The sequence below is a fragment of the Streptomyces sp. SAS_270 genome, from assembly GCF_052543295.1.
The window spans coordinates 1-26622 of record NZ_JBMNDS010000078.1 but is presented as its reverse complement, the minus strand read 5'-3'; the positions used below and the strand labels follow the sequence as shown (position 1 = coordinate 26622).

23 protein-coding genes are annotated in these 26622 nt (G+C 67.7%); 17 read left to right on the top strand and 6 right to left on the bottom strand.

The features are described 5' to 3' along the window. Positions 1-46: 46 nt before the first annotated feature. Positions 47-1678, bottom strand: a complete 1632-nt coding sequence (locus ACN6LB_RS36375; RefSeq protein ID WP_445029585.1) for an ApeA N-terminal domain 1-containing protein — start codon at positions 1676-1678, stop codon at positions 47-49. Positions 1679-2038: 360 nt separating this feature from the next. Between ACN6LB_RS36375 and ACN6LB_RS36370 the strand changes: the two genes are divergently transcribed. The 6 genes from ACN6LB_RS36370 to ACN6LB_RS36345 all read left to right on the top strand — a co-directional run bounded on the left by ACN6LB_RS36370 (position 2039) and on the right by ACN6LB_RS36345 (position 5981). After that, positions 2039-2161 carry a hypothetical protein gene (locus ACN6LB_RS36370; protein WP_445029584.1) on the top strand — a complete coding sequence of 41 codons (123 nt, stop codon included), beginning with the start codon at positions 2039-2041 and terminating at the stop codon, positions 2159-2161. Positions 2162-2452: 291 nt separating this feature from the next. After that, positions 2453-3124 (top strand): hypothetical protein, encoded by a 672-nt coding sequence (locus tag ACN6LB_RS36365; RefSeq protein ID WP_445029583.1) that lies wholly within the window; start codon positions 2453-2455, stop codon positions 3122-3124. A gap of 87 nt (positions 3125-3211) precedes the next feature. Beyond that, a complete protein-coding gene (locus ACN6LB_RS36360; protein WP_445029582.1) occupies positions 3212-3949 on the top strand; it encodes a phosphotransferase in 738 nt (245 codons plus the stop codon). Positions 3950-4023: 74 nt separating this feature from the next. Beyond that, positions 4024-4554, top strand: a complete 531-nt coding sequence (locus ACN6LB_RS36355; RefSeq protein WP_445029581.1) for a hypothetical protein — start codon at positions 4024-4026, stop codon at positions 4552-4554. Beyond that, positions 4551-5384: a transposase family protein gene (locus ACN6LB_RS36350; protein ID WP_445029580.1), complete on the top strand. Its 834-nt coding sequence runs from the start codon at positions 4551-4553 to the stop codon at positions 5382-5384. Before ACN6LB_RS36355 ends, ACN6LB_RS36350 begins: the two co-directional genes overlap by 4 nt. Positions 5385-5492: 108 nt before the next feature. Further along, positions 5493-5981, top strand: coding sequence for a hypothetical protein (locus tag ACN6LB_RS36345; protein ID WP_445029579.1), 489 nt, complete (start codon positions 5493-5495; stop codon positions 5979-5981). A gap of 345 nt (positions 5982-6326) precedes the next feature. Here ACN6LB_RS36345 and ACN6LB_RS36340 read toward each other — a convergent pair whose 3' ends face one another. From ACN6LB_RS36340 to ACN6LB_RS36330, 3 genes are all read right to left on the bottom strand, one after another. Beyond that, a complete protein-coding gene (locus ACN6LB_RS36340; protein ID WP_445029578.1) occupies positions 6327-7598 on the bottom strand; it encodes a Helicase associated domain protein in 1272 nt (423 codons plus the stop codon). Positions 7599-7696: 98 nt separating this feature from the next. After that, complete coding sequence (locus ACN6LB_RS36335; protein ID WP_445029577.1) at positions 7697-10057, bottom strand: nSTAND3 domain-containing NTPase; 2361 nt, start codon at positions 10055-10057, stop codon at positions 7697-7699. Further along, on the bottom strand, positions 10054-10887 hold the full coding sequence (locus ACN6LB_RS36330; protein WP_445029576.1) for a hypothetical protein: 834 nt from the start codon (positions 10885-10887) through the stop codon (positions 10054-10056). The genes ACN6LB_RS36335 and ACN6LB_RS36330 overlap by 4 nt, the downstream gene beginning before the upstream one ends. Before the next feature lie 355 nt (positions 10888-11242). Between ACN6LB_RS36330 and ACN6LB_RS36325 the strand changes: the two genes are divergently transcribed. The 8 genes from ACN6LB_RS36325 to ACN6LB_RS36290 all read left to right on the top strand — a co-directional run bounded on the left by ACN6LB_RS36325 (position 11243) and on the right by ACN6LB_RS36290 (position 20217). Continuing rightward, positions 11243-12322, top strand: a complete 1080-nt coding sequence (locus ACN6LB_RS36325; protein WP_445029575.1) for a tyrosine-type recombinase/integrase — start codon at positions 11243-11245, stop codon at positions 12320-12322. Positions 12323-13294: 972 nt separating this feature from the next. Continuing rightward, on the top strand, positions 13295-14416 hold the full coding sequence (locus ACN6LB_RS36320) for a tyrosine-type recombinase/integrase (protein ID WP_445029574.1): 1122 nt from the start codon (positions 13295-13297) through the stop codon (positions 14414-14416). Positions 14417-14481: 65 nt separating this feature from the next. Then, a complete protein-coding gene (locus ACN6LB_RS36315) occupies positions 14482-15585 on the top strand; it encodes a tyrosine-type recombinase/integrase (protein WP_445029573.1) in 1104 nt (367 codons plus the stop codon). 17 nt (positions 15586-15602) lie between these two features. Continuing rightward, positions 15603-15953: a helix-turn-helix domain-containing protein gene (locus ACN6LB_RS36310; RefSeq protein WP_445029572.1), complete on the top strand. Its 351-nt coding sequence runs from the start codon at positions 15603-15605 to the stop codon at positions 15951-15953. Beyond that, on the top strand, positions 15950-18379 hold the full coding sequence (locus tag ACN6LB_RS36305) for a site-specific integrase (protein ID WP_445029571.1): 2430 nt from the start codon (positions 15950-15952) through the stop codon (positions 18377-18379). Before ACN6LB_RS36310 ends, ACN6LB_RS36305 begins: the two co-directional genes overlap by 4 nt. Beyond that, positions 18376-18957: a hypothetical protein gene (locus ACN6LB_RS36300; RefSeq protein WP_445029570.1), complete on the top strand. Its 582-nt coding sequence runs from the start codon at positions 18376-18378 to the stop codon at positions 18955-18957. The genes ACN6LB_RS36305 and ACN6LB_RS36300 overlap by 4 nt, the downstream gene beginning before the upstream one ends. Before the next feature lie 82 nt (positions 18958-19039). Then, a complete protein-coding gene (locus ACN6LB_RS36295; RefSeq protein WP_445029569.1) occupies positions 19040-19660 on the top strand; it encodes a hypothetical protein in 621 nt (206 codons plus the stop codon). Next, a complete protein-coding gene (locus tag ACN6LB_RS36290; RefSeq protein ID WP_445029568.1) occupies positions 19657-20217 on the top strand; it encodes a DUF6262 family protein in 561 nt (186 codons plus the stop codon). The genes ACN6LB_RS36295 and ACN6LB_RS36290 overlap by 4 nt, the downstream gene beginning before the upstream one ends. Before the next feature lie 62 nt (positions 20218-20279). Here ACN6LB_RS36290 and ACN6LB_RS36285 read toward each other — a convergent pair whose 3' ends face one another. Then, positions 20280-22913: a Helicase associated domain protein gene (locus ACN6LB_RS36285; RefSeq protein ID WP_445029567.1), complete on the bottom strand. Its 2634-nt coding sequence runs from the start codon at positions 22911-22913 to the stop codon at positions 20280-20282. A gap of 3 nt (positions 22914-22916) precedes the next feature. Then, positions 22917-23843 carry a hypothetical protein gene (locus ACN6LB_RS36280; protein ID WP_445029566.1) on the bottom strand — a complete coding sequence of 309 codons (927 nt, stop codon included), beginning with the start codon at positions 23841-23843 and terminating at the stop codon, positions 22917-22919. A 93-nt stretch (positions 23844-23936) separates the two neighbouring features. On the opposite strand from ACN6LB_RS36280, the gene ACN6LB_RS36275 reads away from it, so the two are divergent. The 3 genes from ACN6LB_RS36275 to ACN6LB_RS36265 all read left to right on the top strand — a co-directional run bounded on the left by ACN6LB_RS36275 (position 23937) and on the right by ACN6LB_RS36265 (position 26299). Next, positions 23937-24416 (top strand): hypothetical protein, encoded by a 480-nt coding sequence (locus tag ACN6LB_RS36275; RefSeq protein ID WP_445029565.1) that lies wholly within the window; start codon positions 23937-23939, stop codon positions 24414-24416. Between the two features lie 190 nt (positions 24417-24606). Further along, on the top strand, positions 24607-24858 hold the full coding sequence (locus ACN6LB_RS36270; RefSeq protein ID WP_445029564.1) for a protein NO VEIN domain-containing protein: 252 nt from the start codon (positions 24607-24609) through the stop codon (positions 24856-24858). Positions 24859-26062: 1204 nt separating this feature from the next. Continuing rightward, positions 26063-26299 carry a hypothetical protein gene (locus ACN6LB_RS36265; RefSeq protein ID WP_445029563.1) on the top strand — a complete coding sequence of 79 codons (237 nt, stop codon included), beginning with the start codon at positions 26063-26065 and terminating at the stop codon, positions 26297-26299. Positions 26300-26622 lie beyond the last annotated feature (323 nt).

Genomic DNA, 26622 nt, shown 5'->3' with positions numbered 1-26622 from the left:
CTCGCGATCCGTGTGATGGCACTGGGCTGGGCTGGTTGTCGATCCTTCACACCGCCGGGCATCTGGCGCGCCCGCCCCAGCGGATGCCCTTTGGGAGCGCATGCGAATCGCGGGGAAGCGCGCCCGCCTCACCCTGGACGCCGGCCTGTGCGCCCAGTTCTCGTCTACGGGGCTGGCAGTTGAGGGTCATCCGGTGCGGCCCGTGGCGTCTCATGCGCACGTTCTGATGAGGCGGAGTCGTCGGTTGGTGCGGGTGCGGGTGCGGGTTGCTGCCACTGGTCCGGTTTGATGCGGTGGGCGAGTGCGGGCCAGTCGGCGATGCTCTGCTTGGCCAGGGAACGCATTCTGGGATGCCTGTCGAGCTGCGCGGCCAGGGTCGTGTCTGAGGGCAAGCCGCCTCGATGAGGAGTCGGAGCGTGATGACGGCCTCGGTCAGGTACAGCGCGCCCGCGAGCGCTCCGGGATCTTCATGGACTCGGTGGGGAGCTGGGAAACCATGGCTCAGCGCGTTGCGGATCTGGGCCGCCACGAAGGCCCACGGTCTGACTGTGTCGTTGAAGAGCCACTCGCCTACCTTGGGCCCGAGTTCTTCGGCCAGGGCCAGGAGACGCTTCTCCAGCGTGATGTCCACGAACACCTTGACCGCGTCATACACGTCGCGGCGCTCGGCGGACTTGAACGCTCCTGAATCCTTGAGCGCGTAGCGCACGCGCTGGGCGAAAGGGTGTTCAGTCGGGTCGTCGTGCAGGGCGCGATGGAGTGTTTCGGCTGCGTTGACGACGTCCAGGAGCTGTAGTTGCAGGGACCCGGACCGCTGGCGGGGCTCTACCGCGTCGAGCGGCACGGAACAGCGCCGGGCCAGCTTCAGCCACACTGGGATGAAGGAGGGCATTGCGTCCAGGGACGGCGACAGCGGCATCGGGGCGCGCAGCGACGGCGAGGGCTCTTCGGGTGCCTCGCCGTCGTGAGGGTCGACAGTGAAGAAGAGCGGCAGTCTGTTTTCCGGGAGGCGGTCTTTCGGCACGACACGCAGGTTGAACACGCTGACCGGCTCGTCGACCCCGATGGCGACCAGGGCCCGAGGGGCCACGATCTCCTTCTCCACCTCGTCCAGGGTGAAGCCTGTAACCCGGTCGGCCCTGACCACCACGCGTTCACGCAGGGATCTCATCCGGCGGCCGTGGTGGCGGCTTTCGCGGACAGAGATGGCGATCGTTCCGTCGTCGAGGGCAATGGCTACATCGTCGGGCGCGGCGTAGGCACCGGAACCCGCCCGCGGGCCACGCAGCCCGCTCGGAGGCCACCAGGCTGGCAGACCGGTGATCTCGAACTCCGCTGCGCTGAAGCGAGTTGACTCGGTGATCTCACCCCCGTGCACCAACTGTCCGACGCGCCATCCCATGGTCCACTGATCGCTGGTCGTGTGGGTCGCACTGGGACTCGGTCCCTGCACCTCATCGTCCAGGTAGCAATCCAAGAGGGTGTACGAGACACCTTGACAAGATCCCCAGATCGTGTGCGGTGGCACAAGGTAGAGGCCGTCCCAGCCGCACGAGTTCACCATCAGGGTGCCAATGAGGTTCAGGCGCCATCCGTCCGCAGCGCGCGTCAAAGACCCCGGCACCCGCACGCCGGGTGTGTCCGGAGTCCACCACGCGCCATGGTGCTCTTCACTCACGTGCTCCCCTTAAAGATCCATTCGTGCACACGTCTACCTTCCCACCGACGCTTACACCGTCGCCTAGCTATCGCCGTGTGCTGAAATTGGCCACGCCGCTTTCCAGGGGGCAAGGCGCAGGCGGTGGGCAGGTCGGGCCGGCGCCCGCCACATGGCCCGCGCCCTGAGCGAAGGCGTCGGCAAGGTGGAGGTCCGCCGAGAGGACGCAGGCCCGGGGGAAGACCAGCACTCGGGGCGGGACGAGGGCCACCAGGGCAGGGGGCGGCCGTCGCGTAGGAAGCCGTGCGACCGGCTGCTGCTCCGTGGGAAGGGTGCAAGGGGCGTCTGCCGGCGGGGGAGCGGCCGGAACTGTGGTGCAGCATGCGCACGACCGGTGCAGCGTCGGCCGCTGCTTACCAGTCGTCGAGCGCGCTGCCCACCCACGCGATCGGCTGCCCCTCGCTGTTGCGCCCCCAGTGCGGTGCCTCCATCGAGGTCTCGTGACCCTCGTCCAGGACGCAGATCCGTCCCCAGCGGCCGTGCTTGCCCGGACAGCGCCCGGTGAGCCGCCACCGGCGAGAGCTGAAGGCCGGGCAGGGCACAGCGGAGCGCCGAGAACAGCAGTAGGCGAGCGGATGCAGTGCATGGGCGGCGCAGGGGGACGCGCCCTGCGCCGCCGGCGCCCCACCCGCTCCGCTACTCGGCAGACAATGTCCCCTTTTCTACTTCTTTTGCTCTCCGGCTTGACTACTGTTGGCCGTCCGTCACATGACGCCATTCGGGGGAGGCCAGGCCGTGACTGTTCGTTCCTTCTGGCAGCGACTCGTTATGCGCAGGCCCGACAACTCGAGCAACACGAAGGGTCCAAGGCTCCGTTTCCCGGAGATCACCGGGGATCAAGTCGACGTCGTGGCCGAGATCCTCGCAGAGGAAGAGAACAGCCGCGCGCTGCCTGCTGAATCGGATCCAAGGGCGCACTGGCGCAAGCGCGTGTTGCGTCACAGGGCCGGAGAAGCAGCAGAGGAACCGGAGCAACTGCCGAGGCATAGCGCCTTCAAGAGGCTCATGGAGGGCGACCTGGTCTCCGAGAATGAGCTTCGCGCCGCCGTGATGGCGGCGCAGGGGCTTGTCGGTCAGGATGCGGCCTCAGCCATTGGCTTGCGGGGAAGAGCCCGGAGGTTGGGCCACGTCGAGGACGGCGGAGACGAGGGGGACTCAGGTGCTCTGCTGGCCGAAGATGCGCAGCTTGTTGCGGATATAGCGGCGGACGCGATCAACCACACCTTGGCACGCCTCTTCATGCGACTCGGCCCCCCTCCTGAGGGCGCGAGCGGAGACTACATGCCGGTGTCCAGCGGGGGCGGAGGAGCACTGAGCCTCCGTCAACTTGAAGTCGCAGGTCAAAGAACTGGTGTGACCGGTTGTCGGGATACTCACGCTGGTCGTCGGCGGCTGTCTGCGGAGTAGATCACCTGGCGGAGTTGGCTCGGTGGCGGATCAAGTGTCAGGACAAGTTATTGAGCGTTGGAGGTAGCGATCGGGCAGGGTGGACGGATGCCTGAGTCGTTTTTGCCCGGAGGTTTTGTCAATGCCGTTGTTCGTGTCGGGGAGACGGTGCGCCGTCCAACGTCGGCTCGCACGAAGTTCGTGGGTGATCTGCTGAGGTTGCTTGAAGCCGGTGGCTGGAGTGGTGCACCGCGGTATCTCGGTGTCGACGACGAGGGCCGTGAAGTCCTCAGTTACCTCGATGGCCATGTGGCATGGGAGCCGCAACAACCTGCCGCCGTGTCATCGGACGAGAGTCTGGTGACGGTCGCCCGGCTAGTGCGTGAGTTCCACGACCTGACGGCCGGCACCCCGCTGGCCGGAGACCAAGAGGTCGTGTGTCACAACGACCTGTCGCCCAAGAACACCGTCTATCGCCTGTCCAGTGGCGAGCTTCGCCCGACGGCATTCATCGACTGGGACCTTGCTGCGCCTGGCGCCCGGATCCACGACATCGCTCATGTCTGCTGGCAGTACCTCGATCTCGGCCCTGCGGTCACCGACGTCGTAGAGACAGCCCGGCGCATGAGGCTGATCGTTGACAGCTACGAGCTGTTGGACCGGCAACATCTCGTATCCACGATCTTGTGGTGGCAGGACCGGTGCTGGCGGGGCATCAAGGCCCAGGCCGATGCGGGTGACGTCGCGATGGCCCGGCTCCGGGACGCAGGGGCGGTGAGCCAAATTCAGGCGGCCTATCAGTGGGTTTCCGATCATCGGGCTGCATTGGAACACTCAGTGCGGTGAGCGCGTAGGCAACGGCCGCAGCCGGTTCGCTGATTCCGGCCCGTGACGGTCGGACGGCTTCTACGATCCGACGCATGCTGGATCCCGAACTCCTGGAACGGATCACCGCGCGCCGCGCGGAACTGGACGAACTCGAAGAGCAGCTGGCCAAACAGCTGGCGGAGGTGCGGGCCGAGCGGGACGAACTCGCCGTCGCCGAACGTGTCCTTGACCGGGTGAGCGAGCAGCTCGCCGGCGAACGCGCCTTGGCCGCGCCGGCGCCCGGGCAGGTGGGCGGCCGGGCGGTGATGCTGGTCCCGCACCGCACGCCAGATGCGGAGGAGACCGTGCTCCCGCCGGACTATCAGCGCATCCTGGCTGCCGTGCGGCAGGCCGCCGGACCGATCATGGCCCGCCAGGTCGGCGAGATACTGGGAGTCGACATCACCGTGCGGGCCAGGCTGGAACCGCTGCGGGGAGGCTGGTCAGACTCGTTGATCGCGGCTGGCTGCGCAAACTGCCCGACGGCCGCTTCACCACCCGCCTGTGACCGGGGACGCCATCGCCCGGAGGGCTGCGCCACGGGCGTAACCACGGTGCCCCCGGCGGCCGTTGGATCTGTGTGACGAAAACCAAGGAACGCGCCGAGGGCACCTGCCCGCTTGTCTACCAATGCCGTCTGCCGCTGTCCACACGGACCGTCAACCACCTCGCGAGTCTGCTGCGGCGCCATCTGAAGGCAATACGGTCCAGGTGGCGGGTCCAGCCGCCCGGACGGATCGCGGTGATCGTCCTGGCCGTGCTGCGCCACGACCAGCGACTGGCCGACATGGCCGGCGGCAACAACGTCTCCGAGTCCACCGTCCGCCGATGGCGCGACGAGCTGATCGCCCTGCTCGCCGCGCAGGCCCCGCGCCTGGACCGCGTCCTGAAGAAGGTCGCCAAGCAGGGCGGGGAAGTGGTCCTGATCGACGGCACCCTCATCCCCACCCAGCGCCGCACCGGGAAGGCCGACCGGCGGAACTACTCCGGCAAACACCACCATCACGGCCTGCACTTCCTCGCCCTGACAGACGAGAAGGGCCGCCTGATCTGGATGTCCGCCGCCCGGCCCGGCCGCACCCACGACATCACCGCAGCCCGCCACGACCACATCCTGGCCCACCTGCGCGCTGCCGGCCTCGGCGCCCTCGCGGACCTCGGCTTCCGCGGCCTGGACAACGACGTACGCGACCCCGTGATCGTCACCGGCTTCCACGCCAGCCGCACCCACAAGCTCACACCCGGCCAGAAGGAAGCCAACCGCGTCCTCGCCGTCGGACGGGCACCGGTCGAGCACGGCTTCGCCCACCTCAAGAACTGGCGGACCCTCACCAAGCTCCGCACCGACCCCGCCCACGCGACCCGCCTCCTGCGCGCCTTGCTCGTTCTGACGAACCTCGAAGTCAACCGCTGACAGACGATCTACTCCGCAGACAGCCGCGGACGACCAGCGCGAGTATCCCGAGGACCGGTCACACCAGCCGTTTGACCTGCGACTTCAAGTTGGCGGAGGCTCACTGCAGTGAACAGGGAAGGCCAACTGCCTGCCAACTGGACACCGGACGAGGACCCGATCCTCTCCGCCGGTATGCAGATCGCTATGCAGTGGCGGGAACTGGGCGCGGAGCAGTTGAAAGCCGCGCTGGAGGCGCTGGAGCCGGAGCTCGGCCGTGACCACCGTGTACTGATGCAGCGCTTGAAGATGCAGGGTGATGCAGAGCAACGACTTCACGAGGAGCGCCGGGAGCAGCGGGCGCACCGGCGGCAGATGACCGAGGTAATCGTCGGGGCCGTGCTGGCCCTGGCCATGCTCGGCGCGGGTGTGTATGTCGCCCCTGATTCTCCATGGTTGGCCACTCTCCTGTGCGGTCCCAGCCTGCTCGCGCTTATCAAGGTGTTCGTGCTGCGGCGCAGCGATCCGGACGACATGAAGCACGTTGCCCGAGCAGCCCGGTCGTCGACGAATGCCGCCGGGCAGGCGCCACCGACCCAGCCTCCCACCGCTGTGTGAGCCGCCAGGCGGTGCGGGGCTGGAGGGCGCAGGCGGTGGGCACCGCCCGCGTCCCATGGGTGCTCCCGAAAACCCCTGCCGTGCCCGTGCGTGGGCTTCTACCGGGGTGGATTTCCGGCAACGGTGAGATGGCCCGGGACGTCCTGGCGGGCGCTGGGAGGCGCTGGAGGGAACGCGGCTGCTCCGAGTTGAAGACCGATAGACGGCGACGACCCCTGTGGTCTCGTTGGCAGAGGGGGCGGCCCGGGATTCCCAGTGCCTACGCGCACTCCAGTGCGATGCCGCAGGCTCGGGACAGCGAAAGACCCCGGGCCGTACAGAGCGCCCGGAGTCCGCCCGACAGCGTCAGGATGCCGCCCAGTCCAGCCCGAGGTCGGCCAGCGCGGAGAGCTTGTCCGCGGTCAGCTTCGCGCGCCTCGCCTTCGTGTTCGACAGAAATACCCCCAGCTTCACCGAGTGTTCCTGGCCGTCGACCACGATCATCTCTGTGTGCCCTCGTGGCACCGTCAAGGATCCGGTACGGGTCTTGTACTGCGCCAGGGCTGCGACGCCTCGTTCGAAGGCGCTCAGGGCGCTTTGGGGGACTGCGGGTGTCTCAGGCTCCGGGGCGGGCGGGACGACGCCGATCGCCTCCAGGCGCTCGCGCTGTCCCTCCGCCAGGGCCGCCCAGACCTCCGGTTTCTGCTGCCGGGCCAGCCACTTCCCGATATCCATCGCATGAACCGTGAACCCAGGCAGGACCTGCGCCGGACCCTCTTCGTCGCGCACCAGTTCGCGCAGCGCGGCGTAGTGGCGTTGCCAGTCGGCCGGCCACTCCGGGTTCCAATCCTCGTCCACGGCCTCCAGTGCCGTCTTCCATTGGGGGTGACCCTCCAGCGCGCTGGGGCGCCGCAAATTCGCGAGCCACATCCCCAACGGCTTGCCCAGCGCTGTCGCGGTGCGGGGGGCGCAGAGTGTCCAGTGCTGCTCGTAGTACGCCTTGGCGGCCTCCAGGTTCTCCTGGAACCGCTCATCCGCCAGGGACCAGACCATGCCCAGCTTCTCCAGCCGGCGGGCGCGCTGGCCGGTCATCTGCCCGGCTGCGTAGGCGCGTCGTTGCTCAGCGACCCACTGCCCGAGCGGTGTCGCGCCCTCGCGGTGTCCGTAGGGGACCCTTGCGTTCCCGACTCGCTCGACGTACGTCTTCAGCTTGGCCCAGCCGCGTGCCCAGTCCTGGCGTTCGGTGTCGATCACGTTGAAGGAGACCCAGTCCGCGACCATCACCGGATCACGCGGTGCCGCGAAACGGAGCAGGAGACGGGATTCGTCTTCGCCTTCCCCGGGTGGCGGACCGATGTTCACGGACGGTTGGGCGACGTCCTTCTGCGGCTCCTGGGGGATGGCCAGCAGTTCCACGGCTTCTTCGTCGTGGGCCCGCAGGCCCTCCAGGACTTTCACCAGGGGCCGGTAGGAGCCGGAGGTGAACATGTCTTCCGGCTTTTCTCCGGGCTGGAGGAAGACGGGCACGATCAGGGAGGCGAGCTTGCCCTGTCCAGGCTTCTGCCGGAGCGCCCGGCCGATGGCCTGGACGATATCGTGCGGCGCGCCCTTCGGGTCCAACAGGGCGACACTGTCCACGCTTCTGATGTCGATTATCTACAGGTGGGGGAAGTGTGAGTCACGTTTGTTCGGACGGTAGCGGCTGATGCCGCGTACCAGGTGGTTGTCTAGGCCGGTCACTGGTCGATGTCGTCGAAGAGGCTGCGATGCGAATCGGGAGGCTGGTATCCGCCCCGCCGCTCATCCCGGTCATCCCAGGCGTCAGGGCCCCAACTACCCTCGCTGCGTGCTCGTGATCTGCGTTCCTGGTGGTACACGTCGCGTGCACAGTCGAACTCTGCGGCGGCATTGTGATCTCGTCGCCGCTCGAATGCGTGGGTATACCAGAGCAAGGCACTGTCGACGGGGTCGTCCTCGTCTCCGGTAGCGTCCGAGAGCCAATCGTCCACCATGTCCTCAAGTCGTGGAACGAGCTCTTGGCGCACGTGCTCGAACAACTGCTCGCGCTCCTCGTCGGTGAGGAGGAGATGCCAGACCTTTTTCTGCCAGTCCTCGTCTTCGATCCAGGAGGCGTCCGGACTGGCAATGGCCAGCTCTTTCATACGGCCGATGGCACGTTGCCGGACCTCTTCCGACAGGAGGCTCGCCTGGTACAGCCGAGCGAGTACCGTCGTCCGGGTGTCGTAATGGGCGGGAGAACCGAACTCGACAAGCGTCTCGTAGACCTGTGGGTCTGCAGCCACGTAGGCACGCAGGAAGGCGTCACAACTGCTCCGCGCCAGGTAGGCCAGTACGGCCTGCTGTCGGTCGTAATGCTGTTGCCACGGCTCGAGGCGTCCGCGGGGCTGGTGGCGCAGGGCGGCCAAGCGTTGGGCTGTCTCCCGGTAGAGCGGGGGAGGGATGCGCAGCAGAGTGCCCAGACGCTGCTTGCTGCCGGGACCGAGGCAGTCAGTACGTGACAACAGGGCCTGGTCGGTCATGCCGGTGAGGACGACGGACAGCAGGTGTGGCTGGGTGGTCAGCCAGGCTGCGAAGCCCTCCCAGAGCGTTGGGTGGTGGAACGCCCAGTACGCCTGCCCGTCGAGCCCCGTCGTCAGCGTGAGAAAGGTACCGGTGAGCGCGGTCAGGGCCTTGTTGGTGCCGCCTGGTGTGGCGCCAGCCCGTTCGATGATGTCGCGCTGGGCTGCATCGAAGGCGGTGGGGCTGGGCAGACCCCTGTCGCGACCCGTGGCGTAGGTGAGGAGGAGGGCCGCGTGAGCATGCGCATCCAGCTGATCGTAGACGTCGGCCAGCAACTGCCGGGGTTTGGCCATGAACGCGGTGATGCCCTGACGGGTCAGTGACAGACCCGGTGTGAAGGCGCTTAGTCCAAGGCGACGTGCGGCTTCGGGGCGGAAGGGGGCGGCGTCGGCTGCTGCTTCCAGGTGCGGCTTCATCTGGGCGCGCACGTCTTGGGGCTGGTCGCCGGCGGCGAGGTGGTTGTAGAGGATCTGCTGCCGTTCTTCGCGGGTGAGGTCGGCGACGTCCACGGTAACGTGCTGCTCGTGCAGCCGGGGGTAGGCGTACGGCTTCAGCAGCGGGCGGGCTTCGTTGTAGATGTAGCTGCGGGAGGTCAGCACCACACGGGCGCCGTTCTTGACTGCGCTCATTACGTGCGGCAGGTCGCGCGCCCAGGCGTGGGTGAGGTGTTCCTCGTGGCGGACAGCGCCGAAAGCGTCGTCGAGCCAGAAGAACTGATCCTTCTCATGCGGATTCCAGCGTTGCACGAGTTCTTCGGAGGTTCGGGCTTTGATGGCCGTGCAGCCCCAGTTGTCGGCCGCGCTGATGGCCAGCATCAGGGCGATGACGGACTTGCCGACGGCCGGGTCGCCCAGCAGCAGCACGAAGCCGTGGTCACGCAGGGCGCGAGCGGCCTTGCGGTAGGCGCCGGTGACGACGAATGTGGTCACCTGTTCGGGCGCGGACGCCATGAGCACTGAGGCCTGGGCGTAGGCGCGCTCGTCCAGGATCTGCGATAGGTCGCCGAGGCCGTAGACGCGGGGGACGAACATCCGCAGTCCGCGATGTGCGGCGATCATGTCGCTCAGCCACTGCCCGTCCAAGACCAGCGGATGTGCCACCCCAGCCGCGCGCAGCCGACGGCGGATCTCCTCCTCGGAGGTGCCGGTGACCCGCGCGTTCGTCAGTAGAACGTACGTTCCGCACACGCCCCGCTTCACCAGGGCGCTGACCTTATCGAATTCGTCGTCCAGCTCGGACGGAGCGAGCGTGGCGTCGGCCTTCTTGGTGTGCTTGCACTGCAGCACGAACGGCCCTTGTGGAATGTCGTGCACGCTACCGGGGCGTGTAGGCGGCAGCCAGGTGCCGTAGAAGGCACCGTCCCGGCCTCCGTCGTTGGAGTCGGCGAATGCCTGCACCGACTGCCCCCATACCTCCCGCAGGACGGCCGCGCACAGGTCCTGGAAGGCACGCCAGCCCAGGGTGTGCAGTGCAAACCGGGGCGAGCCGACAGCCGCGACCTCGCCTGCGCTGTTCACGCGTCGTCCCCGCTGTCCTCGTCGGCGTCGTAGTCGGCGAGCGCGGCCATCGCCTCCCACATGGCTTCGTCGTCGTAGTCCGGTACCACCAGGTCAGGTGTCAGGTCGTCGCTGTCGGGATCCAGGTCCTCGGACTGGGCCAGCACCTCGACCAGGAACCGTCGCGCGGCCTTCAGCAGGCCGGGATCATCCAGCCACAGCCCGAACTCCAGGCTGCGGCGGGAGCTCCCCGTGCCGTTGGCGCTGCCCAGCCACAGCCGGTGTGGCGTGAAGCCGGTGACATCTGCCACGCCTCCCAGAGCGTCCTCGTCGTGCCACCACAGCTCACCCAGCAGCAGCATCTTGGTGTGGAGAATCGGGACGAGATGGTTTCCGGCCTTGCGGTAGCCCAGGGTGCGAAGTGCCGGCAGCCGGATGCGTTCCGGCGGCGAGCCAGGGCCCAGCACTGGCGCCTTGCCGTCCTGGTGGAAGCGCAGTTCCTCCAGCTCGGAGAGAGCCCAGGCTGGGAAACCGGCCGCATCTTTCACAGCTTCGGCGACCTTCCGCAACCGCTCTGCGTGGTACTTGCCTCGCGGCTGCTTGCTCACCACCACACACGCGGAGGGGAACTCGGCGATGCGCTGCAGCAGTTCAGCATCGTCCACCCACAAAAAGGCCCCGAGCATCGCAGGCCCCAGACTTCGCGACCGCCGCTGTTGTTCGAGACCCCGCCGGAACTCATCAATCCCCTCGATGAGACCGGCCAGCACGTTCGTCCCGAACTGGACGGGACGCTTCCCGCTCTCCAGGACTGCCTGTACGTCGAACTGCTTGGAAAACGACAGATCCATATGCCCCCCCCCTGTGCCGCCAGCATTATGACGCGACATCACGGATTGCCGGGCGCTGAGCAGCAGCGGGGAGCGTGGTGGCCGGTTGTCCCTGCATTGCACGCCGACCTGCCCTGCTGCGCCGACGCGTACCTGACCGGCGCCAGGGAGTCGGCTGCAGGCACTCTGCTTATCTGGGGTTGTCCAGGGTGTGGGGGACGTAGGGTACGCGTCCCGATCTGCAGGGGAGGGTGTTCGGGGAAGGCCAACGCCGGTGTTCGGGCTGGTAGTTACGTTCGGCACGTGTCTCATCTTCCTTGCAGAGCGGTCGGTCTCTCCGGCAACCGGTGCCGAGCAGTGGGTGGTCGTGAATGCGGTGACCTACGCTCTGCATCCGCAGGCCACCGCCTACCTGGCCTCACTGCGGTCCCGGGGCTGTTCGGCGAACACCGAGCGGGCCTATGCGGGCCGGGTGGCGCTGTATCTGTCCTACTGCCAGGACCAGCGCATCGACTGGGCTGCTCCGCGGTTTGTGGAGCTCGCGGGTCTGCAGCGGTGGCTGATCACCGAGCCTCTCCCGGCGCGGGGCCTGCGGCCATCGCTTGAACCGCGGTTCCGCTCACCCGGGACGGCGAACGCGGTGATGACGGTGGTGAGCGGTTTCCTCAGGTTCGGTGCCGTGCATGGCTGGGTCACACCGCAGACGGTGGCGGTGTTGTCGGAGCCGAAGCGGCTGTTCCATCTGCCGCCGGGCTACGACCCGGGCGAGACGGGACAGTTCCGTACCGTCGAGGCGGCCTCCTTCCGGTTCGCGTTCACCGATCCGGGCTACCAGGACCTCAGCTCCGGACAGATCGCGTCGATGATCGCTCTGGCGGGGCGGGCGAGGGACCGGTTCCTGATCGCGCTGCTGGCCTGTACGGGTCTGCGGATCGGGGAGGCTTTGGGGCTGCGCCGCGAGGATCTGCACCTGCTGGCCTCCTCCCGGGTGCTGGGCTGCGGCACCGCGGGGCCGCATCTCCACGTCCGCCGCCGCAGCGACAACCCCAATGGCGCGTTGGCCAAGTCCCGGCGTTCGCGCATCGTCCCGGTCACCGCCGATCTGGTCGCGCTCTACACCGACTACCAGTACGAACGCGACACCACGGGCCCGGCCGCTGACGGAGAGATGGTCTTCGTCAACCTGTTCCGCCCGCCGGTGGGCCGGCCGATGTCGTACCCCAATGCCAAGGACCTCTTCGACCGCCTGGCCCGGGCCGCCGACCATGCCTTCCGCCCGCACATGCTGCGCCACTCTGCGGCTACGGCCTGGCTGCGCGATGGTGTGGACCGGGACGTCGTGCAGCGTCTGCTCGGGCACCTCTCCCCGTTGTCGATGGAGCGCTACCGGCACGTCACCGATGCCGAGACCCGCCAGGCCGTCGAGCGAGTCCAGGCCCTGCGGGAGCACCGATGAGCCGCATCCTGCGCCTGCCCGACGCCGCTGTACCGGGCGAGGGCGACTGGGACAGCCGGGCCTGGCTAGCCTGGCTCCAGGACCGCTTCGACGGCAGCTGGCGGCCGGGGGAGTGGGAGGGCGGACGTTGGCTGTTCACTGGTGATCTGACCAACTCCCGTACTTCCTCCTCCACCTGCCGGACGAGGGCCTGCGAAACCATCGTCAACACCAAGAACATTTTCTGCTCTCCCTGCGCCGAGCAGCTGAGAGCCTCACACCAGGATCCCGACGCCTTCGCCGTGACCTACCGTCCGGCCCGCCGGCGCAGCTTTCCCGGCATGGTCACCGTCCGGTGCTCCATCACCTGCGAGGGCGTGCAATGTGTCCGCCCCCGCCACTGCAAGGGCATGTGCGTCACGCACTACGGCGCATGGAAATACCACGCGATCAAAGGCACAGAGGAAGCCTGGTTGCGGGACCGCGCCCAGCCCTTCACCGACGACCTTCCCTGTCAGGTTCCCGCGTGCCCCAGCCCGTCCTACAACTCCCGGGGTCTGTGCAATTACCACGCCCGGCAATGGAGCCAGGACAACCGCCGACGCCCCCTCGACGCCGAGCAATGGGCCGTGCAGCAGTCCCCTTATCTGGCCACGCACCAGTTCAGCCTCCTGCCGCTGTCCGACCTGCTGCGCCACGAGATGCTCTATGGCCTGCAGCAGACCGACTCTTGGATCCGGGCCCTGGAACCGCACCGCATCCGCAATCTCGTGCGCGATCTGGCCGGCGCCAGCACTCTCCTGGCGGAAGATGCCGGGCCGGACCGTCTGGCCAGTGCACATGCCGGCGCCGTCAGAACACTGCAGCGGCTGCGTACCGTCGTCCGCAGCGGGTTTGAGGAATTCTCCGGCAGGCCCCTCACCGAGCCGGACGTCCTGGACCTGCGCAGCATCGGCCTGCGCACCACCGCGGGGGGGGCGCCCCCCCCGCCGCATGCCCGGCACCGCAGACCTGCGCCCCATCCACCAGCCCTGGCTACGCGACCTGATACGCCACTGGGCCACCACCAGCACGCCACGCACCGAGGTCTTCTCCAACACCCTGCGGGCCGTCACCATCGCCTCCCGGACCCTGGCCCAGCGACCAGGACAGGGCCTCGACCCGGCGGCGCTGCACTTCACCGACGCCTCCGCGATCGTCGACGCCTTCCGCGTCGCCCTGCGGCGCGACGGAACCCTCTACCGCTCCTCACAGCGCCGCACGCTCGTCGGCTGCTTCTTCCAGCTGATCGACTACGGCCGCCGCTCCGGACAGCTGAACACACTCGCGGGAGCCTTCACCCGCCACCCGGTCGAGCACCGCATCCGCATCGAGGAAACCGACGAAGACGGCATCGGCAAGGCTGTTCCCGAAACGGTCATCCGCCAGCTCGACACCCACCTGGACACCCTCGGCCTGGGAGAGGTCCAAGGCCGCCGCGACCTGCCACCCGCCGACCGGCAACTGCTCTACCAGACCGTCTACATCCTGCTCCGCGACACCGGCCGCCGCCCCCTGGAGATCGCCGCCCTGCCCCACCACTGCCTGGAGACCACCCACGGCCAGATCTCACTGATCTGGAACAACCACAAACGCCACCGCCACCGCCGGCGCCTACCCATCACCGAATCGACCGCCCAGGCCATCCGCACCTGGCAAGCCCGCCGCCCCCACCTCCAACTGCCTGCCGACGACGACGCCTACCTCTTCCCCGCCCTCAGCGCCTACAGCAGCGCCGGCCACCTCAACGCCAACTACATCAGCGAGACCCTGCGAGCCTGGGTCGACTCCCTGCCCGCCCTGCACGCCGAAGGAGTCGACGCCCACGGCAACCCCCTGCCCTTCGACCGGACCCTGATCTACCCCTACGCCTTCCGCCACTCCTACGCACAACGCCACGCCGATGCCGGAACCCCCCTCGACGTCCTGCGCGAACTGATGGACCACAAATCCGTCAGCACCACCCAGCGCTACTACAACCCTCGGGAATTGCATCAGGCGGGCGAGAAGTTGCAGGTCGCCTGGTCACGGAGGGAAACGGAAGGTGTTCGTAGGCTCTACGAACTGGCCTCCTGAACAGGGGTGTTGCCGAGCTGATCCCTTCTGATGCATGATCTGCTCTCCAGAAGGGATGGTCTGGAGTGGCACATCAGCGCAAGGTGGCCCTGGCCGGGTCGGCCCATATGGAGCTTGTCTCCGGGGTCGTTCAGCTGCGTCCGGAGGACGCGATGTTCGACGCGATGCTGCGTGGTTGGCGTGCTCAGCAGAAGTCGCGAGGGCTGAAGGACGAGACGATTGACCCGAGGGAACGGCTGATCCGCCGGTTCTTGGAGTTCACGAACGAGTACCCGTGGCGATGGACGCCCGCCCATCTGGATGAGTGGTCGGCCTCGCTGACGAGCGAGAGTCACTTGGCGCCCTCCACGATCCGCAGCTACCAGGGCACGGTGGGGGTGTTCACCGAGCTCCTCATCGATGCCCGATACGGCTGGGTCCCGGCGTGTGAAGAAGCCTTCGGGACCTTCCCGGTAGCGATCTGCCACGAGTGGAACACCCTCCCTCACCTGCAGGATTACGAGGGTGCCCCGGAGGCACGGCCGTTCACAAGGGAAGAGCTGCAGCGCTTCCTCGACTACGCCGACGACCAGGTCGCACGCGCTGTGAAGGCCAAGCGCAAAGGGGCCCTCGCCGCCTACCGCGACGCCACGCTGTTCAAGGTCATCTACGGCTGGGGGCTTCGCCGGACTGAGACGTCCAAGCTCGACGTGATTGACTTCGGACGCAATCCGCAGGCCCGGCAGTTCGGCCGGTACGGCACACTCAACGTCCGCTACGGCAAGGCGAAGAAGGGCCAGCCGCCGCGGCGGCGGAACGTGCTGTCGGTAATGGACTGGGCCGTCGAGGCGGTCGCCGACTACGTCGAGAACGTCCGGCCGCGCTTCGGATTCCCCAATCACCCGGCTCTGTGGATCACCGAACGCGGGGGCCGCCTCCAGCCCGGCTCCATCAACGACCGGTTCGAGGCATACCGCGACGCCCTAAAGCTCCCAAAAGACCTAACTCCCCACTCAATCCGACATTCTTACGTCACGCATCTGACCGAGGACGGGGTGGACCGGCGGTTCATCCAGCAGCAGGTCGGCCACGAGTGCGACAGCTCCCTGGCCATCTACACGCACGTCAGCGACGACTTCATGAACACTTCCCTGCACAAGGCACTGGCCCCGGCGTTTGCCGGAGCCTGACGAGGAGGGATTCGGCGATGGCCGCCAAGCTCGACTACCACTGGCACCTGCGCAAAGTCATGGCTGATCGCGGGATGTTCTCCACCACCGACCTGATCCCTCCGCTCGCCGAACGCGGCATCAGCCTGTCCTCCAGCCAGGTCTACCGGCTCGTCGTCGAGCGACCGGAGCGACTGAGCCTGAAGATCCTCATGGCCCTGCTCGACATCCTCGACTGCACCATGGACGACCTCATCGAGCCCATCGCGGTGGCCGTCGCCGTGAAGAAGCCGAAGAAGGCAGCTGCCGGCGGCTCGGCACCCAATACGGAGGGACTCGGCGGGCTGCGGCCAAAGCGGGCCCGGATCAGAGGTGTTGACCGGTCATGACCACCGCGGACCAGCTCGACCGCGCCGTCACAGACCCGGTCGGCTTGATCACCGACCTCGTCGCCGACATCGAGAGGGAACTCGGCATCGAGATGATCCGGGCCGTGGTCACAGCGGTCGCGGGCGGCCGAGCGAAGTCACGACAGCTGGCCAAGGCCCTGGCCATACGGCCCGCCGTCCTGACCGACGGCCGGTCCCCGGCGCCCCGGGCCGTCGGCGATCTACTCATCGAGCTCCGCAAGGCCGGAGCATCGGCGATCGCACCGCCAGTCTGCGCCGAGTGCGGCAAGAAGCTGCGAACCCTCCAACGCAAGGGGCAGGACTGGTACTGCTCGGTCTGCGGGCAGGAAACTGCCGAGTGCACCGCCTGCGGTAACGTCCGTCGCGTCGGCTTCCGAGACCGCAAGGGCCTGCCGCGCTGCAAGATGTGTCCCGACCACGACCACCGCGATCCCGTCACAGTCGTCCACGATCTGATCACCGCGATCGCCCCGGGCGCCGACCGTGATGCGGTCGCCGAGGCTCTCCGCCGGACGGCGCCCGACCGGCCCCACTATCGCCAGCGAGTGGTCTGGGCCCTGGAGGAGAATCCCCGGCTGCTGACCGGGGAGGGCTACCTGGCGCCGCATCGCGCGATCCTGAAGTTCATCGACCTGCTGCACGAGGCCGGTATCGCCGGGGTCGTCCGGCCCGCCTGTCCTCGCTGCCGCCGGGTGGTCCGCATCGACAAGCCGCTGGACGGGCAGCGAGTCTGCCGCAACTGCATCGCCAAGTCCCGCGTCGAAGAATGCGTACGCTGCGGAGCCCGGCGCGAGCCGGCCACCCGCGACGAGCAGGGGCGACCGCTGTGTCCGAACTGCCTGATCACCGACCCCGCGAATACCGAGGTCTGCATCAGCTGCGGCGAACGACGCCGAGTACAAAACCGCACCGCCGACGGGCCCCTCTGCCCCAACTGCTGCCCCCTGCCCGTCCTGGTCTGCGCGATCTGCGGCCGCACCGCACCCGGCACACTCTCGAAGCTCACCGGCCTGCCCCGCTGCCGCGGCTGTTTCCAACGACAAGCTCACTGCACCGTCTGCGGAGGACTCCGCGGCATCCACTCCGGCACCGCCGACGCGCCCATCTGCGGTCCGTGCACGACACCGGACGTCGAGCTCTGGCGCCCATGTCCCACTTGCGGACAAGCCGAACGGCTTCACGCGCCGGGCCCGTGTCCTCGCTGCACTCTCAAGCAGCGGCTCCACGATCTCCTCGCCGACGACACCGGCTCCGTACCCTCGAAGCTGCAGCCCCTCTACGACGCCCTGGCCAGCACCGAACGGGCCCGCACCGCGATGAGCTGGCTTTCCAAAGGCATCGTGTCCACGGTCCTGTCCGATCTTGGCTCCGGCCGCCGCCCTCTCACCCACCAGGCCCTGGACGAGCTCCCGGAAGGCAAGGTCGTGGAGCACATCCGCAGCGTTCTCGCCGCCGCCGGAGTTCTGCCCAAACGGGACGAGCAGATGATCCGCCTCGAACGGCACGTGAAGGACCTCGCCACCTCCCATACGACGGTCGAGGGACGAAGAATCCTGCACCGGTACGCAACGTGGCACCTTCTACGTCGGCTTCGCCGACGCAGCCACGGCAAGGAGATCACCCACTACCAGCTCGCGACCGCGCGGCAGCACCTGCGGGCGGCCGTCTACCTCCTGGACTGGCTCGAGGAACAGAATCTGACCCTGCCCACCTGCCGACAGGCCGATCTTGAACGCTGGATGACCAGCGACGACGTCCTCCTTCGCACAGAGACAGGCCACTTCGTGCGCTGGTCCCTGGCCCAGAAGATCACCCGCGACCTCAGCTTCCCGGCCGTCAGATGGAACGGCCCCACCCAGCCGATGGACAACGAGGCCCGCTGGGACACCGCGCGACGCCTACTGCACGACGACACCCTCAAGCCCGAAGACCGCCTCGCCGGCCTGCTGTTGCTCCTCTATGCCCAATGGCCCGCCACGATCTCCCGGCTCACCGTCGACCACATCGAGGAAACGGACGGCGCCGTCCGCATCCACCTCGGCGCCGTCCCGGTCGAACTCCCGGCACCCGTCGCTGAACTCGCCCTCCGCCAAGTCGCGGTCCGCCGCAGCCATGCCGTCCTCGCACGGACGGAGTCACCCTGGCTGTTCCCCGGAGGCCAGCCCGGCCGCCCGATCAGTGCCTGGGCCATGGGCGAACGGCTCCGCAAGCTCGGCATCCGGCTCGCCGAGACTCGCTCAACCGCTCTGTTCCAGCTCGCCACCGAGCTGCCCGCCGCGGTCCTCGCCCGAACGCTCGGCATCGACATCACCGTCGCCGTCAAATGGCAGCGAGCCGCCGCCGGTGACTGGGCCACTTACGCCGCCGACGTCAGCAACCGCATTCGAAAGGCTCCAGCCCCGTGACCTTCCAGGACTACCTCCGAACCCTTGCCGATCGAGCGATCAGCTCGATCCCGGCTGGCGAGGCAGAGGACATCTACGTCATCTCGTTCTTTATCGACGACGAGAGGGACGACCCCCGACAGCCCACCCTGACCATCGGATACAACACCGAGGCCCAGTTCCGACGCAGCATCGCGGATGCATCCGACGAGGCGGAAGCCCGTTGGAACTACGCCTTCTGGCTCCAGAACGAGCTCACGGTCATCGGCGACCTCACCCGAGACGCTGACGGAGCCGCAGCACGCCGTCAGTGGATCACTGAACTCGGACTTTGGTACGACGACGAGTGCACGCAGCCCGAGGACTGGATGACAACCGTGGGGCCGACCGCCGCGCTGATCGAGGCCAACTTCAACCAGGCATGCGTCCAACTCGCTCGCGACCTCCACAACGATGGCGTCATCAAGAGCGCCATCGGCAAGCCGGTGCCCGTGATCCTCCACGAACTTGAGTACTACGAGGCAATCGCGCGCCGCACCGAGGCCGCCAACCCGCCCGGACTCGCCGACGACTTCGCGGCATGGGTCCGCACAGGGTGAGGCATTCCGAGAGTTCCAATACCCGACTCCACCATTAGGGGGTGTTTTGAAAGTCCTGTGCGGTGCCCGCGGTGTTCGGTGCGTGCCCTCGGCGTGCCGGACGAAGGCCCTCGTACTGGACGTACTTGGGGCTTCGGCCGGTGCGGCGAGGGTGCGTGCCGGGCGCCGTGGGTGCTGTGCGGGACTTTCAAAACACCCCCTAACCGTCTCCCTGAAACGAAAACGCGACGCCGTCACCAAGCTCGCCGCCCACGTCGTCGACAACCACGGCTGCCCCAGCCCGAGTTCAGAGACCGCCTACGAACTGCGCTCCGTCGCCGTCCCCTACGGCGGATGCACCGAACCCAGCAACGTCAAAGCCGCAGGCGGCTCCTGCCCCATCCGCTTCCAGTGCGCAGGCTGCGGCTTCTACCGCCCCGACCCTTCCTACCTCCCGGCGATCGAACAGCACATCAACGAACTGCGCGCCGACCGCGAGACAGCCCGGGCCATGGACGCCGCCGAATTCGTCATCACCGCCTTCACCGCCCAGATCAACGCCTACGAGCAAGTCACCGACCGCATGCAGCGCCGCCTCGCCGCCCTCCCTTCGGCGCAGCGCCAGGAGATCGAGGAAGCCAGCACCGTCCTGCGCAAAGCCCGCGCCGGCAATACCCACACCCTCCTGCCGCTCACCCCGGTGTCCAGGACCGAGCCGGCATGAACCCCCGCGGCAACCCCCACACTCTCGCCCAGGCGCGCCGCCGCGCCAGCCTCGACAAACGCCAGCGAGCCCTGACTGCGCTCACCACCCTGGAACAACAGGGCAAGAAGATCACCCACACCGCGGTCGCCCGCACCGCCGGCGTTTCCACATGGCTCACCTACACCGAAGGCATCCGCGAGTACATCGAAGCCGCACAACAACGCCAGCACCCCACCACCCCCTTGCCCACCCGCATCGGCAGCACCACCGCCACGCTGCGCACAGAACTCGAGCTCGCCAGGCAGGAGATCCGGACCCTGAGGGAAGACAGAGACCGGATGAGGCGGGCCATCCAGCACCAGCTCGGACAGCAACTCGACGCCCTCGACACCGGGCACCTGGCCGAACGAGTCGACGAACTCACACGGACCAACCAACGACTCGAAGACAGCCTCCAGCAGGCCACCGACGACAACCACGAGCTCCACGCCCGCGTGGGCACCCTGGAAACAGACCTGGCGGCAGCACGCACCAGCCTCCGACGGATGATCCGAGAGGAGAACACCAACCGTTGAGGGCGCAAGGCACCCCTCAGGACCCGCCACGCCACACTTCAGCAACCCGGCAGACCCAGCTACTAGGCCCAGTCGACTCCGAGTTCGGTAAGCGCGGTGCGCTGGTCGTGGGTGAGTTTGTCGCGGCGGTTCTTGGTGTTGGAGATCCATACGCCGAGCTTGTGCTGGTGTTCCTGGCCGTCGACGACGACGCGTTCGACGTGTCCTCTCGGTACTGCCTTGTGAGTGCCCTCGCGCTGGATCCACTGGGCGAGGGCGGCGAGGCCGCGTTGGAAGGCCGATGCCTTCCCAGGGGCCTTCGTGCTCTCTGTGGAGGCTGGTGCGAAGCGCTCGGCCGGTTTCACTCCCAGTCCTGAGAGTCTCCGCTGCTGTTCCTCGGTGAGCTGGGACCACTCGCGGGTCTGCCGCTGCAGCCATCGTCCGAGGTCGTCGCCGTCGAAGAGGACGCCGGGTGCGATGTAGGGCAGGCTGCCGTCGGCGTCGACCAGGTCGGCGAGGACGCGGCAGTGGCGCTGCCAGTCCAGTGGCCAGGGGCAGTTCCAGTCGGGGTCGATCGCGGTCAGCTGCGCTGCCCGTACCGCGGCGCGGGAGGGGTTCTTGCCGAGGCCGTCTTTGCGGCGGAGGTTGGCCATATGCTCCCCGACCGGCACCAGTTCACTGTCGGTGGTGCCCCAGACGGCGTCGCGTCGGGGGGCGAGGTGGCCGTGTGCCCGCCTGTACGAGCGCAGAACCGCGAGTTTGGTCTCCCAGGCTTCCTCGCCGGGTTCCCACACCATTCCGGCTTCGTCGAGGAGCTCCTTGCGGTGGTCGTCGAGTTCACCGGCCCGGTAGGTGCGCCGCTGCTGGTGGACCCACCGCCCCAGAGGGAACGCCTTGGTGGCTCCAGCTTCGGTCTCGGTGTCGTACGGGACGGCGTACAGGCCGGTGATGTGGTTGTCCTTCCGCCAGTGCAGCAGGGCCTGGTAGCCCTCCAGCCAGACCAGGGACTCGGGTCGGTAGACCCGCGTGCGCAGGAACGCGGCGATCGTGGCGGCGTCCCGGGGAGAGGAGAAGCGCAGCAGCGCGGACTCGGCAGCGGCGTAGGTGTCGTCCTGCTCCTGGCCCTCGCCCACTTCGCGGCCGGCCCCGACGATCCGCCCGTCCTCGTCCCGCTTCACGTGCACGTGCCGCTGCCCGCTGCTCAGCGCCCTGCTGGCGAGCTGTTCGACGAGGCGTTCCGAGTGCGAGCGCAGGCCTTGGAGGACGGCTACGAGGGGTGCGAACGAGGCGGAGGCGACCATGTCGGTCGGGTCCTCGCCGGGCTGGAGGAAGACGGGCACGATGATCCTTGCGGTCTTGGCCGTGCCGTCGGGGTTCGGCCGCAGTGCCCGGCCGATGTTCTGGACGATCTCGACCTGGGAGCCGCGGGTGTCGGCGAAGCAGATCGCCTCCACGCCGCGCTCGCCGACGATGTCGACGCCCTCGCCCAGGACTCGCACGCTGGCCAGGAAAGCCCGGTGCACGCGCTCGTTGCCGGCATCGATGCCGTCGGCGAACTGGCGCAGGACCTCCCGGCGTTCGGCGACGAGGTGGTCACCGCAGAGCCATGCCGACCAGACGCGGTCCGGGGGTACGTGGCGGCCGGCCTCAAGCGGGTAGAACTCCGCGTCGATGGACGACTTCGGCAGCAAGTCCGCGTCGGCCAGAACATCGTCGGAGACCTCGGCCGCGTACAGCTCGGCGGCCGTCTGCTGCATCTTCTCCGCGAACGCCATCGCCTCCTCCACCCGTTGGTGGAAGGTCATGACCGTGCGCAGGTTCCGCGCGGCGACGTGCTCCAGGAGCGCCGTCTGCAGCAGAGCGAGGCGCCGGCCCCGCTGCGCTTCCTCCGACTCCCCGAGGACGGGGGAAGGGTCATGGATCTCCAGCACGTCGATCTCGAACCCGGCGAGGATGCCCCGTTCGATCGCCTCGGACAGTCCGAGTTCGTAGATCCACTCGCCGTACGGGCCATCCGGGTCGGACGCCATGGTGGCGATCTCCAGCTCCCGCCCTTCCCGGCCGCGCTGCGGGCGGGGCGGGGCGAGGATACGGGGGGTGGCGGTGAGGTAGAGCCGGAAGTCCGCCGGGATGCGGGTGTTGTCGTGGATCGCTGCCCACGGCCGACCAAGATCACCGGCGGTTGAGTGGGCTTCGTCGACGACGGCGAGGTCGAAGCCGCCCATCGTCTGCCCGTACAGCCGCTCCCCGCCCGCCAGAGCGGCCTCCAGCGGTCCGCGTACCTTCGCCCGGCCGGTGACATCCTCGGGATCCTCACGGTCCACGAGCGAGGCGTACGTCGCGAACACGACCACCGGACCCCTGCCCGCCCACAGGGCCAGCTGGATGGGGTGGGTGGTCGTCCGCATGCCGAGCTGCTCCAGGACCTCGTCCTTCTCCAGCGAGCACACCGCGACCATCTGCCCGTTGTGGCCGACCCTCCGCCATGCCTGGGCGGTCTGCACGAGCAGGTCGAGGGTGGGGACCATGACGAGGATCCGTCCGCCGCGGAAGCACTCCAACGCGGCCCACGCTGCTGTGATCGTCTTTCCGGATCCGGTCGCGGAGACGACGGTCCCGCGCAGCCCTTGCGCCGGTACCGGTGACCTGGCGGGGAATCCCGCCCACGCGCGGATGCGGGAATTCGCTTCCACCTGGTGTTCTCGCAGGCTGATCATCAGTCAGCGTCCCTCGGCAGTCGGCTCTGAGGTGTCGTGCGGCTGAGGACCAGGCGCTGGCAAATGCTGGAGCGGCGGGGTCTGCTGTTTGCGGCGCCGGCGCAGTTCGCGCTGTGCCTGGGCACGGGCGCATTCGCGGGTGCAGTACTTGATGCCGCTGGTGCGGTTCTGCCCGTATTCGGCGCGGCCGCGCTGACGCACGAAGCTGCGGCGGCAGGTCTCGTTCGCGCACTCGCGGATCGTGGCGTCCTCGGCGAGGTGGTTGTAGAGCTGGAGGAACACCACGGAGAGGACGGTGGGGTAGCGGTCGCTCAGGCCGCCGATGCCGATGCTGAACGGCTTCAGCGCGGAGTTCAGTTCGCTCACAAGGTTGCTGACCCTGATTTCCAGGACGAGTTCGCGCAGGTGGTCCAGGTCCCGCGGCCACACCTCCTCACGGTCAGCGTTGCTCGCCTGCCACTGCGCCAGCTCTTCCTCGGACACCTCGGGCTCGACGAGTGCGTCGAGCCCGCCCTTACGCTGCAGAGCCAGCCAGGTGGTAACGGCCGCCCGCGCCTCCCTCATGAACAGCGTGGCCAGTTCGCCGTGCAGGGCGAACGGCGCGCGGGGATGGTCGCGCTCGGTGAGCTCCTTGAGATGCTCGTAGACGTCGACGTCCCAGCTCCCGGTATCGATGCTCCCGCCGAGGTGTCCGTAGGCGCGCATCAAGGCGGCCACGGCGTCGAGGTCCTCGGGGTCGACCTCCATGAACTCGCGCAGGTAGAAGTCCTCCGGCACCGGGACCGTGCGCGAGCGGGAACGGATCTGCGGGGTCCAAACGATCCACTCGCCGTCGGCCCGCGCCCCGTCCAGAGGCATCAACTCCGGTGTCGGCACGGGTGTTCCGGGCCAGAGCGTGGGACGAAAGCGTGGGTCAACGTATGCCGCCATGAAGAGCATCATAGCCACAGGGGGGGTAGTACGAACAGTGAATGCTTCGTATCACGCATGTGGGTCGCAGAACTTACCCAAGGGGGAACCAGGGTGACGCAGTGGCAGGACCGCCAGGCAATAGGCGAAGCGCACGAACGTCGGGTGGCAGCCGCTCTGCGCGCCCGCGGCTGGACCGTCCAGCCCTGCGGACAGGGCACCTACCCGCCCGCCGTACGGGAGGCCCTGCGCCGGACCCGCTCCGCCCTGCGGCAGTTCCCCGACCTGATCGCCGCCCGCGGCGCCGACCTCGTCACCATCGACGCCAAAGACCGCATGCCCAGCACCCGCACCGACCGCTACGCCATCAGCAGGGACACCGTCAACGCCGGCCTCCTCTTCACCGCGGCCCACGCACCCACCCCGCTGTACTACGTCTTCGGCGACCTCAAGGTCCTCACCCCAGCCGAAGTCGTCCACTACACCGCTCACGCCCTGCGCCACCGCAGCGGGGCCTTCCACCTCGTATGCACAGAGCAAGCGCACCGCTTCGACGACGTCTTTGGATCGGCCAGCGCAGCAGCTGCGGCATGACGGCCACCGCGCCGCAGAAGAAGAGCTCGTCGTCGGCGAAGTTCCAGTCCACGACCCGACGGTAGTGCCGGTCGTCGGCGCACCTGCGGAGGGCTGGGAGCCGGAGTCTGGCCTTTGCCATTTGCTGGGTGAGGAAGGCGTAGATCTGTACGGCCCGGTTGATGACGTCGGTCTTTGACAGGCCGGTGAGGTGCATGAGTGTCGGTCGAGAAGCTCGGCAAGCCCTACGACCTGCGCTGCACCCGGCGCCGAGGAACGCCACGTCGAGGTCAAGGGCACGACTGGCGCCGCCACCAGTGTCGAACTCACCGTCAACGAGGTCCTGCACGCCCGGGACAAGGACAACACCGTCGACCTCTACGTCGTCAGCGACATCAGGGTCGACACCGTCACTGACCCCTACACCGCCAGCGGCGGAACGGTCTCGCACTACCCCGACTAGGAGCCAGCCGAAGAAGACCTGCGGCCCCGCAAGTACGAGTACCGCCTCCCCGACCTCACAGCCTGAAGCATGCCTCCGGCCACAGAAAGCGAGTCGATGGGCTGATGCCCGGTCACATGTCCTACGGCTGGAGGACCTCATCGTGCCCTGCCCCGCGCTCCAGCCCGTCCGTGCTGTGAGTGGGTGCGCTGGTGACATTGGAAGGGCGTCAGCGCCTCGGAGTGAAAGACCGCTTGTTCAGGCGGTTCGGATGCTGACGGTCCTGCTGTCATGGAGTGACCAGGCTGCTGCTGGTTGACGATGAATCAAGTGCAGAGCGGTTGTCGTAGGGGTGGCTGCTCACACCCGGTCGCGGACACAATTGTGCCCCGAGCCCCCTGAGGGGGAACAGATGACCTTGCAGGGAATCTCACCCACTTACGGAACGCCGACTTCTGGTCTACCTGGTGTTCCCGGAGCTGAATACCCGGAATTCCTGATCCTCTCGTAGCTCGTTTTCTGACCGCTTCGGGGGAATTACCGGGACGGTGCGAAGGGCGGGACGGACACCGTCCCGCCCTCGCTCACCACGACCCGTTCGGCGAGCTGCGCCAGGACCTGAGCGGGCTGAAGGCCGCTCCGATCGGCCACCGCCCGGATCCGCCGGCCAGGTCCGGCGGACAGCCACAGCTCCGTCCGCAGCTCGTCCGCCTCCTCACGCCGCCGCGCCTCGAAGGCAGACTGTGCCGCGAGAGCATCCTCACGCCGCGCTTCGCGTTCCCGAACCCACTCCGAGCCCTGAGCGTCGTGCTCCGACTCGTACGCACCTCAACCGGCAGCGGCCATCAAGTCCCTGACGCGCTGCTACTCGGCATGCTTGGCTGCCCAGGGCGTCCGCCAGCCGCTCCGGGTCCCTTCCGAACTCGGAGAAGGAACCGTCGCGCCGCAACTGTTCCGCTGTCTCAAGCTCGCGAACAGCGGCCTCCGCGACCCTCTCCGCAACGGCAGTGATCCCCAGATCCTTTGCCTGGCGCCGGACCTGGTCCCGCGCCACATCCTGGACACTTCACATACGGCTTTCCCTTGACGTGAGTATGCCCCGCCCGGGCGGCTGGAAGGTGTGCAACGTTTTATCCAAAGCTACATGCTGCATCATCCTGATGCACGCTACCCTGAAACACCGACACGAGCGAGCGATGCCAGGACCCCGGCATACTGACCAGTCATGGACAGACGCAGCACACGGCGGTTGACACTGATGGTCGACGGGGAAACGTTCGATGTCACCGAGCGACCCGAAGAGTCGGGCACATACGACTTCACCTGGCTGTCAGGCCCTAACCCCGGGTACGGCTTCACCTCTGCCGTGCAGCCGGCCAGAGCATTGAGCGAGCCGGAACTGCAGGCGTCAGCACGGGACTTCTTGAAGCAGGTGGACCCAACCACCGGACACATCGAATAAACCGCCCACCCGCCCTCGTAGCCAGCCAGGCCCGCGATAGCGGGCCTCAAGGTTCTGGAGGCGCAGCCGGAAGGACCGTCAGGCGGGGGAGCGCAGCGGACCCGCTTCACCAGGCTGGAGCGAAGCGGAAGCCTGACTGCGGGACAAAGTCCCGCAGCTCCGGGAGCGCAGCGGACGGAGCATCAACCCGACTGCGCAGCAGTCGGGTTGAGCGGGACGCGCAGCATCCCGTCAGCGCTCCCGCGGAGCGGGAGCGCAACACCCGCGCGCAGCGCGGGTGTTCGCTTGCACATCGCGCAGCGATGTGGTACCCTCTCCGCGGG